Annotated in this window: 13 protein-coding genes; all 13 read left to right on the top strand. The window is 31.3% G+C overall.

Going from position 1 to position 13,999, the window contains the following annotated elements; all coding sequences use genetic code 11:
- Positions 1-16: 16 nt before the first annotated feature.
- The 13 genes from PBN93_RS07530 (at position 17) to PBN93_RS07470 (ending at position 13,987) form a co-directional block, all read left to right on the top strand.
- Positions 17-568, top strand: a complete 552-nt coding sequence (locus tag PBN93_RS07530) for a CopD family protein (protein WP_075694922.1) — start codon at positions 17-19, stop codon at positions 566-568.
- A 76-nt stretch (positions 569-644) separates the two neighbouring features.
- Positions 645-3,779, top strand: a complete 3,135-nt coding sequence (locus PBN93_RS07525; RefSeq protein ID WP_271081826.1) for a VPS10 domain-containing protein — start codon at positions 645-647, stop codon at positions 3,777-3,779.
- 27 nt (positions 3,780-3,806) lie between these two features.
- Positions 3,807-5,285: a ComEC/Rec2 family competence protein gene (locus PBN93_RS07520; protein ID WP_271081825.1), complete on the top strand. Its 1,479-nt coding sequence runs from the start codon at positions 3,807-3,809 to the stop codon at positions 5,283-5,285.
- Positions 5,286-5,340: 55 nt separating this feature from the next.
- Positions 5,341-5,721 carry a VOC family protein gene (locus PBN93_RS07515; RefSeq protein WP_013621108.1) on the top strand — a complete coding sequence of 127 codons (381 nt, stop codon included), beginning with the start codon at positions 5,341-5,343 and terminating at the stop codon, positions 5,719-5,721.
- A 235-nt stretch (positions 5,722-5,956) separates the two neighbouring features.
- Positions 5,957-6,541: a hypothetical protein gene (locus PBN93_RS07510; RefSeq protein ID WP_271081824.1), complete on the top strand. Its 585-nt coding sequence runs from the start codon at positions 5,957-5,959 to the stop codon at positions 6,539-6,541.
- Positions 6,542-6,707: 166 nt separating this feature from the next.
- On the top strand, positions 6,708-7,346 hold the full coding sequence (locus tag PBN93_RS07505; RefSeq protein ID WP_271081823.1) for a hypothetical protein: 639 nt from the start codon (positions 6,708-6,710) through the stop codon (positions 7,344-7,346).
- 48 nt (positions 7,347-7,394) lie between these two features.
- Entirely contained in the window at positions 7,395-7,937 is a 543-nt protein-coding gene (locus tag PBN93_RS07500) for a hypothetical protein (RefSeq protein WP_271081822.1), read from the top strand.
- A gap of 226 nt (positions 7,938-8,163) precedes the next feature.
- Positions 8,164-8,691 (top strand): STM3941 family protein, encoded by a 528-nt coding sequence (locus PBN93_RS07495; protein WP_077400956.1) that lies wholly within the window; start codon positions 8,164-8,166, stop codon positions 8,689-8,691.
- A 200-nt stretch (positions 8,692-8,891) separates the two neighbouring features.
- Positions 8,892-9,491, top strand: a complete 600-nt coding sequence (locus PBN93_RS07490) for a hypothetical protein (RefSeq protein ID WP_271081821.1) — start codon at positions 8,892-8,894, stop codon at positions 9,489-9,491.
- A gap of 151 nt (positions 9,492-9,642) precedes the next feature.
- The gene (locus PBN93_RS07485; RefSeq protein WP_271081820.1) at positions 9,643-10,119 is read left to right on the top strand and encodes a hypothetical protein; all 477 of its coding nucleotides are present in this window, start codon (positions 9,643-9,645) and stop codon (positions 10,117-10,119) included.
- 479 nt (positions 10,120-10,598) lie between these two features.
- Positions 10,599-11,402, top strand: coding sequence for a helix-turn-helix domain-containing protein (locus PBN93_RS07480; RefSeq protein WP_271081819.1), 804 nt, complete (start codon positions 10,599-10,601; stop codon positions 11,400-11,402).
- 133 nt (positions 11,403-11,535) lie between these two features.
- Entirely contained in the window at positions 11,536-12,597 is a 1,062-nt protein-coding gene (locus PBN93_RS07475; protein WP_271081818.1) for a serine hydrolase domain-containing protein, read from the top strand.
- A gap of 553 nt (positions 12,598-13,150) precedes the next feature.
- The gene (locus tag PBN93_RS07470) at positions 13,151-13,987 is read left to right on the top strand and encodes an SH3 domain-containing protein (RefSeq protein WP_271081817.1); all 837 of its coding nucleotides are present in this window, start codon (positions 13,151-13,153) and stop codon (positions 13,985-13,987) included.
- The last annotated feature ends 12 nt before the right edge of the window (positions 13,988-13,999 follow it).

Raw genomic sequence — 13,999 nt, 5'->3', positions numbered from 1 at the left:
CAATAATAACATACTAATGGAAGAATATTACCTGTATATAAAATCGCTTCACTTAATTTTTGTAATTACGTGGTTTGCTGGTTTATTTTATATACCAAGGTTATTTATTTACCATATTGAAGCCAGTTTTAAACCTTCACCAGACAAAGAAATATTAACAACACAGTTTAAATTAATGACTAAGCGGTTGTGGTATATTATTACCTGGCCATCTGCAATTTTAGCTGTGTTATTTGCTGTATTACTACTTATAATTAACCCTTCGTTTTTACAACTGCCTTGGATGCACGTAAAACTTGGGTTTGTATTTTTATTGATTTTATACCACTTAAAAAATCATCAAATAGTTAACCAATTACAAAAAAACCAAATAAAGTACAGCTCTAAATTTATGCGTATTTGGAACGAGGCTTCTACGCTCATTTTATTTTCTGTGGTATTTTTAGTAATAGTAAGAAACGCTATTAACTGGGTTTACGGTGTGCTTGGTATTTTTACCTTGGCTCTACTTTTAATGCTAGGTATAAAACTATATAAGAGCATTAGAAGTAAAAATCCAAACGCCTAAATCTCTCTACTTTTTAATTTCCTTGGTTTATAGTTTTTCCCTATTTTTAGAGAGACTAATTACAACCAAGAACATTATGAAACTCAATCACTTAAAAAACAGCACATTTTTGTTGCTGCTTTTATGCATTTCTCAGATTTCTTTTGCCCAAAAAAGAAAACAAAAATCTACAACAGAACAATATCCAGAAGCTTTATATAGCAGTATGCAATACCGCTTAATTGGCCCATTTAGAGGTGGTAGATCTGCGGCAGTAACTGGTGTACCTAATAAACCAAACTTGTTTTATTTTGGTGCCACAGGTGGTGGTGTTTGGAAAACCGAAGATGGTGGCAGAAGCTGGGGCAATATTTCTGATGGCTTTTTTGGCGGTAGTATTGGCGCTATAGAAGTTGCACAAAGTGATCCTAATATTATATACGTAGGTGGTGGCGAAAAAACTTTACGTGGCAATGTTTCTTCAGGTTATGGCATATGGAAAACTGAAGATGGTGGTAAAACTTGGACTTCTGCTGGCTTAAGCAAAAGCAGACACATACCGCGTATAAAAATTCACCCTAAAAACCCTAACATTATTTATGCAGCAGTTTTAGGCAACATATATAAACCTACAGAAGAACGTGGTGTTTACAAAAGTACAGATGGCGGTAAAACGTGGCGCAAAACCCTATTTGTTAATAGCAGTGCAGGCGCTGTAGATTTAACGTTAGACCCAAATAACCCACGTGTTTTATATGCATCTACCTGGCGTGCAAAAAGAACACCTTATAGTTTAAGCAGTGGCGGAGATGGTTCTGCTTTATGGAAAAGTACAGATAGTGGAGAAACTTGGGCAGAAATCTCTAAAAATGATGGTTTCCCAAAAGACACCTTGGGTATTATTGGAGTTACTGTTTCTCCTAAAAACTCGGAACGTGTATGGGCAATTGTAGAAAACAAAGAAAAAGGTGGCTTGTACCGTAGTGATGATGGTGGTAAAAAATGGACGCAAGTAAATGCTGAACGTAAATTACGCCAACGTGCTTGGTACTATACACGCTTGTATGCAGACACAGAAGATGTAAACACTGTTTATGTACTAAATGTACAATACCACAAATCTACAAATGGCGGTAAAACATTTAGCACTTTTAATGCACCACACGGAGACCACCATGATTTATGGATAGCTCCAGAAAACCCAAAAAGAATGATAATTGGTGATGATGGTGGCGCGCAAATTACCTATGATGGTGGCGCTACTTGGAGCACGTACAACAACCAACCTACGGCACAGTTTTACAGAGTTACAACAGACAATGCTTTTCCGTACAGAATTTACGCAGCACAGCAAGACAATTCTACCATACGTATAAACCACAGAAGTGACGGGCGTTCTATTAGTGATAATGATTGGGAAGAAACCGCAGGCGGCGAGTCTGCACATATTGCGGTAGACCCAACCAATAACGATATTGTTTATGGTGGTAGTTATGGCGGATTTTTAACTAGAAAAAACCATAAAACAGGTACAACAAGAGCTATAAACGTATGGCCAGACAACCCAATGGGTTATGGTGCAGATGGGATGAAATATCGTTTCCAATGGAACTTTCCTATATTATTTAGCAAACACAACCCTAAAAAACTATACACATTTTCTAACCACGTACACGTTACAGAAAATGAAGGTCAGTCTTGGAAATTATTAAGTGATGATTTAACTCGTAATGATCCTAGCAAACTAGTTTCTAGTGGCGGACCAATTACACAAGACAATACCAGTGTAGAATACTACTGTACCATTTTTGCCGCTAATGAGAGTCCGCTTAAAGAAGGTTTGCTTTGGGTTGGTAGTGATGATGGCTTAATACACGTATCTAAAAACGGAGGTGAAACTTGGGAGAATGTTACACCTAAAAATATGCCAGAATGGTCTATGGTAAACAGTATAGAGCCTTCTGCTTTTAATGAAGGTACGTGCTATGTAGCTGCTACAAAATACAAGTTGGGCGACTTTGCACCTTACTTATACAAGACTACAGATTACGGACAAACCTGGACAAAAATAACAAACGGTATAAACAATGAGCACTTTACACGTGTAGTGCGCGAAGATCCTAAACAAAAAGGGTTGTTATACGCTGGTACAGAAACAGGTATGTATATTTCTTTTAACGATGGTGCTAGCTGGAAACCTTTTCAGTTAAACCTACCAATTGTACCTATAACAGATTTAACAATTAAAAACAACAATTTAATTGTTGCTACGCAAGGTAGAAGTTTATGGATTTTAGATGATTTGTCTGTATTGCATCAGTTAGATGAAAATACAAAAAATGCAACATCTATATTATACAAACCAAAAGACACTTATAGAACAAAAGGTGGTAGCAGTAGCAGACCATCTAAATTAGCAGGAAGCAACCACCCAAACGGTGTAATTACGCATTTTTATATTAACAAACTAGAAGAAAACGATAACGTTAAACTAATCTATTTTAATAAAAAAGGAGATACTTTAGCTACGTTTAGCAATAAGGCCAAAGAAAAAAACAAGAAATTAAAAGTTAAAACAGGAGGCAACACTTTTGTGTGGGACACGCGCGGAAAGGGAGCCGTGAAACTTAAAGGTATGATATTTTGGTGGGCTAGTTTTAGTGGTCCAAAAGCAGTACCTGGAGAGTACAAGGTACAATTGGTGGTTAATGGCGCTACACAAACCAAAGACTTTACCATTGTGCCAGACCCAAGAGCAGAAGCTAGCATTGCAGATATGCAAAAGCAGTACAATTTTATAACTGAAGTAAATGCTACGGTAAATAAAGCACATACGTCTATTAAAAAAATGCGAAAAATTACAGCACAACTATCTGCTTTTGAAAAACAATATAAAGATACTGAAGCAACAAAAGAACTGGTAGAAAAAGCCAAAACAATGCGAGAAAAGCTAGAGAATATAGAAAAAGAGCTGTACCAAACTAAAAACAGAAGTAATCAAGATCCGCTTAACTTTCCTATAAAACTCACAAATAAATTAGCGCATATAAATAGTTTAATTGGCTTGGATGACTTTGCGCCAACAGACCAAGATATTGCTGTTAAAAATGAACTAACAGCAAAAATTAATACACAACTAACTGCTTTTAATAAGGTGTTAGATGATGAAATAACCGCTTTTAATACTGCCTTTAACAGCTTAAAGTTAAATTATTTGTTTGTTGAAGAGTAGGCATATGTAACCCTAAATAATGTTCTAATGACACATCTATCAGAAGACGCGTACAACATAGGATCCTATAAAAGAAAATATGCGTTTGCAGAATACCCTTCTGTAAAAATTTACAAATCTTCTGATGGTAGGTCTTGGGGCAATCATCTTTTATTTGGTGATTATATAAAAATTTTAGATACCAAAATTGTAAATAATAGGGTATTTTCCAGAAGCAGAAATACCAATGGTTGGGTAAAAGTAGATGAACTTAGAAAAGAAAGGTTATTAGAGGTTAACTTTGTAGATATTGGCCAAGGAGACGGTTGCCATATTGTTACTCCAAACGATAAACACATACTTATAGATGCCGGAAAAACCGATAATATGAACCGGTATCTATCATGGCGTTTTAATTTGTATGACCGTAAATCTCCCTTATCTTTTCCGTTCACAACAATTATTAGTCATTCTGATGCTGACCACTACCAAGGTTTTGGGTATGTTTTTGACAATGATAAAATAAAAATAGACACCATTTACCATAATGGTTTAGTAGAACGCCCTGGTGCTAACAGATTAGGCTCTAAAAAAGATGGCTATTATACAAATGTAATAACAACTACGGCGCAAATGCTGCACTTAATTACAGACGCTAAAAACAGAAAAGGTGCAGGGTCTACCTATTGTAAAACACTGTACAAAGTATTAAAACATAACCCTAATGTTAGTTTTAAAGCGTTAGACATTAGCGCTAATTATTTGCCCAATTATAATAAAGAAAGCACTGTAGATAATACTAAAAACTCCATAAAAATATTAGGGCCAATTACTAAAAAAATTGAGGGTAAAGATGCACTAAAAAGTATTAACAATTTAGGAAAAGATAAAAACGGACACTCTGTTATTTTAAAGTACGAGTTTGGTAAGTCTAAAATTCTTTTAGGAGGAGATGTTAACACAGAGTTTGGCCAAATACTACAAGATTATTACAAAAATAATGCTCAGTTACATGAATTACAAGTAGATGTAGCCAAGGCTTGCCACCATGGCAGCAATCATTTTCATTATGGCTTTATACAAGCAATAAATTCTAGTGCCACAGTAATATCTTCTGGTGATGATGAAAGTTATGCTCATCCAAGGCCAGATACTATTGGTGCGTTAGGCAAATGTGGTTATGGAGAAAAACCACTTATTTTCTCTACCGAATTAGCTAGATCTACAAAAGAAATAACGTATATTAAACTACAAGGTATTTCTAAAATGTTTGAAGACTTAAAAATTATAAAAAAGAACTATAAAGACGAAACCGAAGAAGCGCAAAAAAAGAAGTTTTTAAAAAGTATAAAAAAAATTAATAAAGAAATAAACTCGTTTTTAACCAAATACGGAATGATTAACCTTAGAACAGATGGTGAGCGTATGATAATTGCCCAAAAACTAGAGCGTAATGCGGGCCATAGCAAATGGGACATACACAAACTAAAGTATTCTAAAACTACAAAAAGGTTTGAGCAAGAATAGTATTTTTACGTGTTAAACCTTATTTAAAAACAAGCCTTATTTAAACCAAAAAACAATGAACCTAAACCAGGTAACTGTACCCTCTTTAGATTTAACAAAGTCTATACCGTTTTATGAAAAATTAGGGCTAAAACTAATTGTAAAAGCATTACCGCATTACGCAAGGTTTGTGTGTCCAGATGGCAACTCAACTTTTTCTGTTCACCAGACAAAAGAATTGCCAAAAGGAGAAGGTATTTATGTTTATTTTGAATGCAAAAACCTTGACGAGCAAGTGAACGCTATACAACAAAACGGAATTAATTTTGACCTACTACCAACAGACCAAAGTTGGATGTGGAGAGAAGCCAGGCTAAAAGATGTAGATGGAAACCAACTGATATTATTTTATGCTGGTGAAAACAGACTAAACCCACCTTGGAGAATAGAAAACTAAATTATAATTTATACAAGCCTCTTTTTAGAGGCTTTTTTTGTGTTATGTAATTATTTAATTAAAAAAATAGAAATTACGTATTTCTGTAATTGTAGTACAAAAAATGTTTTTATATTGTAAGAAAAATAGTAGCCAAAAATGCAAAAACGTGCGTTTATACCACCAATATGGCCGAACAAACGCAATAAATTGCGTTTATTAACTAGTTGTGTGCAATATAAAAACCAGAACGAAATTGAACGAAATTGATAAATATTTAGAACCTTTAGAGTCTTTAAAAGAACAAAAAATAGAAGACAAATACGAATTAGACAGTTGGAAAGCAAACGCTATAAATATCATTGTCAGAATTTATGGCAATGACAGTAAACAAGAGGCACAAATAAATAATGTAAAATATAGTTCTTTTGGAGGAATTTCTGTTGGCGGACCAAATGGTATGTACCATTCTCCTAGTTCTAATAATATTTCAAGTTGTAAAAAACAATGTAATCAACTTGTCGACGGAATTATTAATGACCTAAAATCATTCGGATTACCAAAACTAAATGAATCAAAAGATGACAGCAAAGGAATTAATATAGCGATTAATCAAACCCAATCTGTAAAACAAAAAGTCAGTCTAAATATTATTCTTGATGCAATTCAAGATGAACTTACAGGAAAACAACTTAAAGAATTGCAAAATATTATTGAGAATGAGGACAAGCCAGATAATAAAAAGAAAAAAATTGTAGAAAAAATAAAAAGTTTCGGAGCTGATGTAGCAACTAATATAATTGCTGGAATATTGACAAATCCTGCGATATATGGAGGATAAAAATACTGCACACAACAATGTATAACCGCAATTACGGCGGATTCGACTACGTCCGAATCCACTCGGAATTGCTAACGTCTGTGCTAAACCGAAAAGTCTACGTATATTAACCCGTAACTGACGGTTATACCTACCGTTCTGGTACATATGCCAAAAAAATGAAAAAATGAAAAATACACTTAAATTGTCCTTCGTAATAACCCTAACTCTATTAATTAATGGATGTGGGAAAGTTGAAAAAAAAGAACAAGAGTCAATTAAAAAAGAAACTGCCATAGTTCAAAGCGAATTTGGAAAATGGAAAACAAAAAATGATAGTCTTGGTGTTGAACTGAATACTGAAAAGTTCAATAATTGGAATGATTTAGTTGAACGAGCTGGAAAGATTGTTTGTAATGACAGTATTCCAAAAATAACGTTAAATACAAATAATGAAATTAGAACCATCTATTTTCATAATCCTTGTTGGAAAGGTGATTCCTATAGAATTGTCAAATCAAAAAATGTTATTGAAATTCATAATGACACAATTTTTAAACATAAAAAAGGAAGTTTTCCTTTAGATAGTTTAGAAAGTGTTTTAAAAATGGATATTAACAATAATGGAATAAATCCTATGTTGAGTGAAAATTCAAAAAAACTAGTGATTTTTATTTCTTATGACAAGAAAAATGAATTTAACAAACTGCTTGAAAATTTAGATAAATTAACCGAACAATATTATGGAATAACAAATAATACGGATATTAAAATATGGTTAACTGATAAAGAGTTTTTGATACCACCACCAACATTCAAAAAATAAATTGAAATTAACTAAAAAATACGCACCACAACAACGTTGTACACAATTATGAAAAAAATATCAATCCTAATTATTTTAGTAACATTGTTTTCTTCTTGTAAAGAAAAAAAAGACGCTAAAATAGATAGTTTAGAAATAGTCGATGAGTTTATTTCACGGATTCATACCTCTAGTATGGAAAGTGACTTATACCAAATTCTAGGCAAGACTTCTTTAGAAAAACATAATACGGATTTTGAAAATATTGATTGGAAAAGCAACTATTGGAAAGAGTTTAAATCTGAAACTTTTAATATGACAGACTTAGAAGTTCTCAACAGATATGAACAAAGGTATTTGTCCATTAGTACGGCTCCTAATACCGAAGATTCGTTTCAATTTGTTGTTGGATTTGGTACTCATTTCGAAAGGGATGACCCAAATAATCCTTATAGAAAGATTAAACTTTATATGACGGAAACTGAAAACGAACAAATTCCTAAGGAACTAATTGGTTTATTCTTAAAAAAGGACTTTGATGGAGTTAAATCTAAATTGAAAAACTTTTATCTAATGGACGAAATAGAGGATTTATACAGAAACAAAAAATAACGTGGTACAACAAACCCTAAACGTAATGCGGGCTTTATGGCAAAACCGAAAGGTCCGTGTATATTTATAATGTCGCTAAATCTTATGGATTTGGCTTATAAAAAGAGAAAATTAAAAACAAAAATTTAAAAATTCGGCTTGTGTTTCATCCGAAAAATTAGCGCTTATTTTCAGCACTACTTTTCATATACAAGACCGTTGTAAGTAATTAAACCAAAAAAAGAAAATGGAAGAAAAAATAATAGAAATAAGTAAATTTAAAATAATTGGATTAATTGGACTATCTCTAATCTTCGTGTTTTTAGGAATATGGATTGCATATTATGCGCCAATTGTTAATCTTGAGATACTAAATAATAATATTTTTCGAAAATCAATTGGATTTCTTTCCATAATCTTCTTTGGAGGAATGGGAATATTAATTGCAAAAAAACTCTTTGAAAATAAATACGGAATAAAAATTAATGATGAGGGAATATATGACAACTCAACTTCCATAAACTCTGGACTTATAAAATGGGAGAATATTGAAAGTATTGAAAAAAGCAAAGTCATAAATCAAAATTTTATACGAGTTATTGTAAATAACCCGAATGATTTTATCGACAGACAAAAAAATGTCCTAACAAGGAAAAACGTTGAGACTAATTTTAAAAAGTTTGGTTCACCTATTCAAATATCAACAAATGGATTGAAAATTAAATTTGAGGAATTATATGAAATAATGACATCTGAATTGAATAAAAGAAAATAACTACTTACAACAATGTTTAACCGCAATTACGGCGGATTCGACTACGTCCGAATCCACTCGGAATTGCTAACGCCAGTGCTAAACCGAATATTAACGCATATTAACCCGTAACTGACGGTTATACGAGACCGTTGTACACAATTATGACAAAATCAATCTACATATTTATCTTTCTTTTGATTTTAAGTTCCTGCTCAAATTTGAAAGAAAAAAAACCTTTGGCTGAATTATTTTCAGAAGATTTTAAAAGTTTCGAAATTGATGACAAGATTGGAATTATAGATTTAGATTCAGTTTCAAATTTTGCGGAATTGAGACAAAAAATGGGCAAATTGACCTGTGAGGGAAAATCGTCAGGTTTAAGATTTAAATCAAATGATACTATTTATCATTTAACTGGATTTGCTGACTGCCCAACTTCTGGAGAAATTGGATGTTACTTCAGGCGGAATTTATTGTTTGTTAGAAATGATTCTTTGGTAATTAAATATGGAAAAAACAAAAAAACCGAACCAATAGAATTCCTAAAAACGGAACTGAATAAGATAATATCTAAAAAGTATAACTTTCAGTATAACGAAAACAAACTAAAACCAGCTTTAATTTATTTTTACGTTGAAGATAAATATCCAATTGAAACAACAAAAAGAGCTCTAAAAGAAATTGTTAGACAGTTTAAAGAAATTAATTCACAAAACGGTTCTGACTATTTTAAATATAACATTCTTTTTGAGGGATTTGACATTACAAATATTCCACCGCCACCGCCACCAAAACAGAATGAATTTGATAACGAATAAAAATAAAAACGATTTACCAACAATATATAACCGCAAATACGCGGATTCGACTACGTAGGAATCTACTCAGATTTGCTAACGTCTGTGATAAGCCGAAAAACAATAACTTTTAAACCATAACGGACGGTTATACCTACCGTTGCCCACAATTATGAAAAACGTACTTTCAATATTATTAGTAGGATTATTAGCAATTTCTTGCGGTGTGAAAAAATCATCCAAAACGCAATTGGAATTTGAAAACGGTTGGTACTTTGTTACGGAATCAAAATCGGAATCTAAAATTGTTAGAAATAATTTTGGAGTAGATTTTATAACAGTGGAACCCAACCCAATAATTAAAGCTTCTGAATATTCGAAAATCGGAATAGCTAGGCCGAATTGGGGCGGAAAAGAAATGACCATAATTGAATTGGTTTATGACGGAATTGCAAAAGAAAAATGGGCAAATGCAACTGAAAGAATGTCAAAAACTAATGAAAAAGTAGTGTTTATTTACAATGATAAATTTATCTCGACTGCTTCGGCATTCAGAAGAATGGATAATGGATATGCGAGCGTGTGGAATGAAAATTTTAATGAAAAAATGCTGACTGAAATTATAACCGATTTAAAAAAACAAAAATAACTGTGGGCAACAATATTTAACCGCAATTACGGCGGTTTCAACTACATCCTCATCTACTCAGATTTGCTAACGTTTGTGCTAAACCAAAAATTAATTGCTAATTTGCACGCCTAAAACCCTATACAAGACTTATATCTGCAAGCAAAATTGATATTATTTTGATGTACACAATTTCTTCTATAACAATATTTATCTCATTATTTTTAGCGTTCTACTTATTCACGGTTAAAACTAAGATTAAAGTTAGTAATTATCTTTTTTCAATATTTTTAATTCTGACTGCTATAGATACCAGCGGAATTATATTTGACAAGCTAGCATCAAAGCCATATAACCTTATTATTTTTAGAAGTACATTTTCTTTTTTACAAATACCTACTTTATACTTATATATAAAATCTGTTTGCTATTCTGATTTTAAGTTAAAACCAAAACATTTAGTACACTGTATTCCTTTTGCAATTGGAAACTTACTATATATGCCCAGATTTTACCTAGTTGAAACTGCAGATAAAATAAGTTTTTTAAAACAGCATAAATATATGTTTGAAATACAACTCAATCATATAATTTTTCATATGCAATTTGTATGCTACATTATTGCTATTTTTATGTTGCTAAGAAAAATTAAAAAAATCTACTTAGAAAACTACTCTGGAGTTAGTGTTAAAACATACGATTGGTTATTTCAATTTATAGCCACATTATCTTTTTTATACACCATAGCATTATTAAAAAACATTATTAAATTTTCTCAATTTTCTGCCATCTCAAGCCATTTTAAAATAGGAATACACCTCATCTTATTTCTTTTAATTTGTTGGTATTTATATAAGGCTTTAAATAATCCAGAGCTTTTTAAACAAATAAATTCTACTTTAAAGCCCATAAAAGAAAGTATTCTGCCAGAGGGATTGAATAATGAAATTGCGCAGTATGAACAAGAGAATATTGAGAAACTAAAAAACCATATGAAAAACCACAGACCATTTCTTAATCCTTCTTTAACCATTCAAAATGTTTCAGATGATATAGGAATTCCTGTTAAAGAGCTTTCTATTTTAATAAATCATAAACTAAACCAACATTTTTATGATTTTGTAAATTCTTACAGGATAAATTATGCTAAGAATTTATTGAGTGACGCCACGCAAAAAAAGCGTACAGTTCTAGAAATTTTATACGATTCTGGTTTTAATTCCAAATCATCCTTCAATACTGCATTCAAAAAAGAAACTGGAACAACACCAACATCTTATCGTAAAATGTTTACAATAAGCTAATTGTAGATAATCGGTCGTTTTAAAAAAAAGATTCGAACCAAAATAAAGTAAAAAATGCGTTCGAATCTTTTTAATCGGTCGCATAGGTTTAAATGCTTTGTCAAATTTGTCTCATAATTTAAAATTAAGAGATATGAATAAACATTTAAACATTTTAGCAGTAGTATTAATTAGTACGTTTTCTTTTGGGCAAAACTTAACCAAAAAAATCGATTCAATAATAAAAGATAATTACCAAAAACACCCTGAAGTAAGTATTAGCGTAGGTTATATATATAACGGCCAAGAAGATTATATAAGTTATGGAAAAATAAGCAAAGAAAATTCTATAGATGTTGACAAAAACACGGTGTTTGAGATTGCGTCTGTAACAAAAGCCATAACAGGAAATTTAATAGCTCAAGCAGCAAATGAAGGAAAAATTAAACTAAACGACTATATAGAAAATTATCTCCCAAAAGATTATGTTTTGCAAAAACAACTGAGACGCAAAATAACGGTATCAGATTTAGCTTCTCATCAATCAGGATTAGATGATATTGATTGGAAAGAGTTATTCAGTAAAAACCCTCAAAATCCACTAAAAGATGTAACCAGAGCAACTTTTATTGATATTTTTAATAATTGTAGTGCCTTGCCTGATTATGGCACATATCGTTACCATACTATTGGCTTTATATTATTGGGTGAAATATTAGAAAACACATACAAAAAGAGTTATGATGAAATTGTACGTGAGAAGTTAATAAACCCAATAAAAATGAAAAACACTTTAACAAATGAGTTTGATATTAAAAATATAGCAACGGGTTATAATAGTAATGGAGTTAAGCAAAATCTAATGTCTTGGAATTCAAGTGCTGCTGCAGGTTTACTTAAATCTTCTGCCACAGATATGGTTAAGTATTTAAAAGAAATATTAAATGAAAACTCTGATATAGCCAAGGCAAGTATATTGACAGAAAAAATATTTTACAAAGCAAAAAAAGGACCCAGAAAAATAGGTTTAGGAATTAATATTTATAGTGACGAAAACAACACTTTTTTTCGAAAAACAGGAGATACTATGGGGCAATCTTCTATTATCTGTTACAATAGAAAGAACAACTGGGGGGTAATTATTCTAATTAATCAACAAAACTCCAAAATGAGACAAGAATTGTGGAATAAAATTTATGAGACTATCTTAAAATAAGGTGCCAATAAAACCAAAAAGTAACACGGTATAAAAAACTTAGAGCAGCATAATATTGTTTTAAAGGAGTGCTTATATCCGCATAATAACCAAATGTAAAATCTCTTGTTAAACTATTAAAGATAAATAAAACATTAACGGATAAATAGATATTAAATGTGTTTCTTAATAAGAACGTTTGTAAGATAAAAGTCAATTTTTGAAATAAATAGTAAATTTTTAATAGAATAAGTAACTAAGGTTAACAAATAGTTTATTGCTTGTTTCTGCCTACTTCTGAATCCGGAAGGCATTGAGACCCGCACACTTCCTATGAGTGATTTATTTGTTAACTTTAGTGCTTTAACTATGCTAATAACCATACACAAAACCATTCGCAAAATTACAAAGCCTACAAACAATACTAATCTCAGGCCTTACTCCCTCACTCTCCTATCTGTTAATTTTTTAACACCGAATATAAATTGAAAAACCACGAATATACATTGGTGGTTACTTTAGTATTAAATAATCTTAATATTTAGACTGTTAAAAATTTGAAAAGATTACAGTTATGATTAAGAGTACTCACATATTAAGCATAGTGTTCTTATTTGTTTGTTTTTCTTGTAAAAAAGCCATTAGCCCACAAAAGGACCAAACTAGTAATGAAAAAAAAATATTAGCAAACGATGAAGCTTCTATAATTAGTGCTGCCAAAACAGCAACAAAAAACACTGTAGATTTAGACATAATATCTTCAAAAGGAGTATCTATTATGAGTAAACATATAGTTACATTTGATTTTGGTGATGATAATTTTTTAGATGCACTAGTGTTCTGGGGGTTTAAAAATAACTCAGACAATTCATTTTATAAATCAAAAATTTTATTCTTAAGAAATAATGGAAAAGAACTAATAGCTACAGATTCTTTAACTTCTACAAGCAAATACATAATACCTTCACAAAGCAAAACCTTTTACTCTAATAGAGGTGATGGTATTATAATTGAAAAATACTCTTCTGATGCTTACGGAAAACTATCAGATACTATTAGCAGTAGAGGAATAGTTATTTATCTTAAAAATTCATTAAAACTTGATTATATATCAACCAACGATATCAAGTTCAACTTTACAAGAACAAACCATTGGAAATACGTATCAGCAAAAAAAGGTCTTTATTGCAGAGATCAACCTGGAAAAAAAGGAAAAGTAATTCATACATTAAGTTACGGAGAAGCTGTTAACGTTATCCGAAGAACAAATAAAAAATTAACAATTTATAATGAGGATATAAATGAATACATTACTGGAAACTGGGTGTCTATAAAATTAAATACAAACAGTACATATGCTACTGAAGGTTATGTTTTTAATGGTTATTTAACAGACGATAATCCTAATTAAAACACAGTAATT

The organism is Cellulophaga omnivescoria (assembly GCF_027915275.1).
Lineage (GTDB): Bacteria > Bacteroidota > Bacteroidia > Flavobacteriales > Flavobacteriaceae > Cellulophaga > Cellulophaga omnivescoria.
Note: the sequence above shows the minus strand (reverse complement) of the source record. Positions and strands in the feature narration are given on the sequence as shown.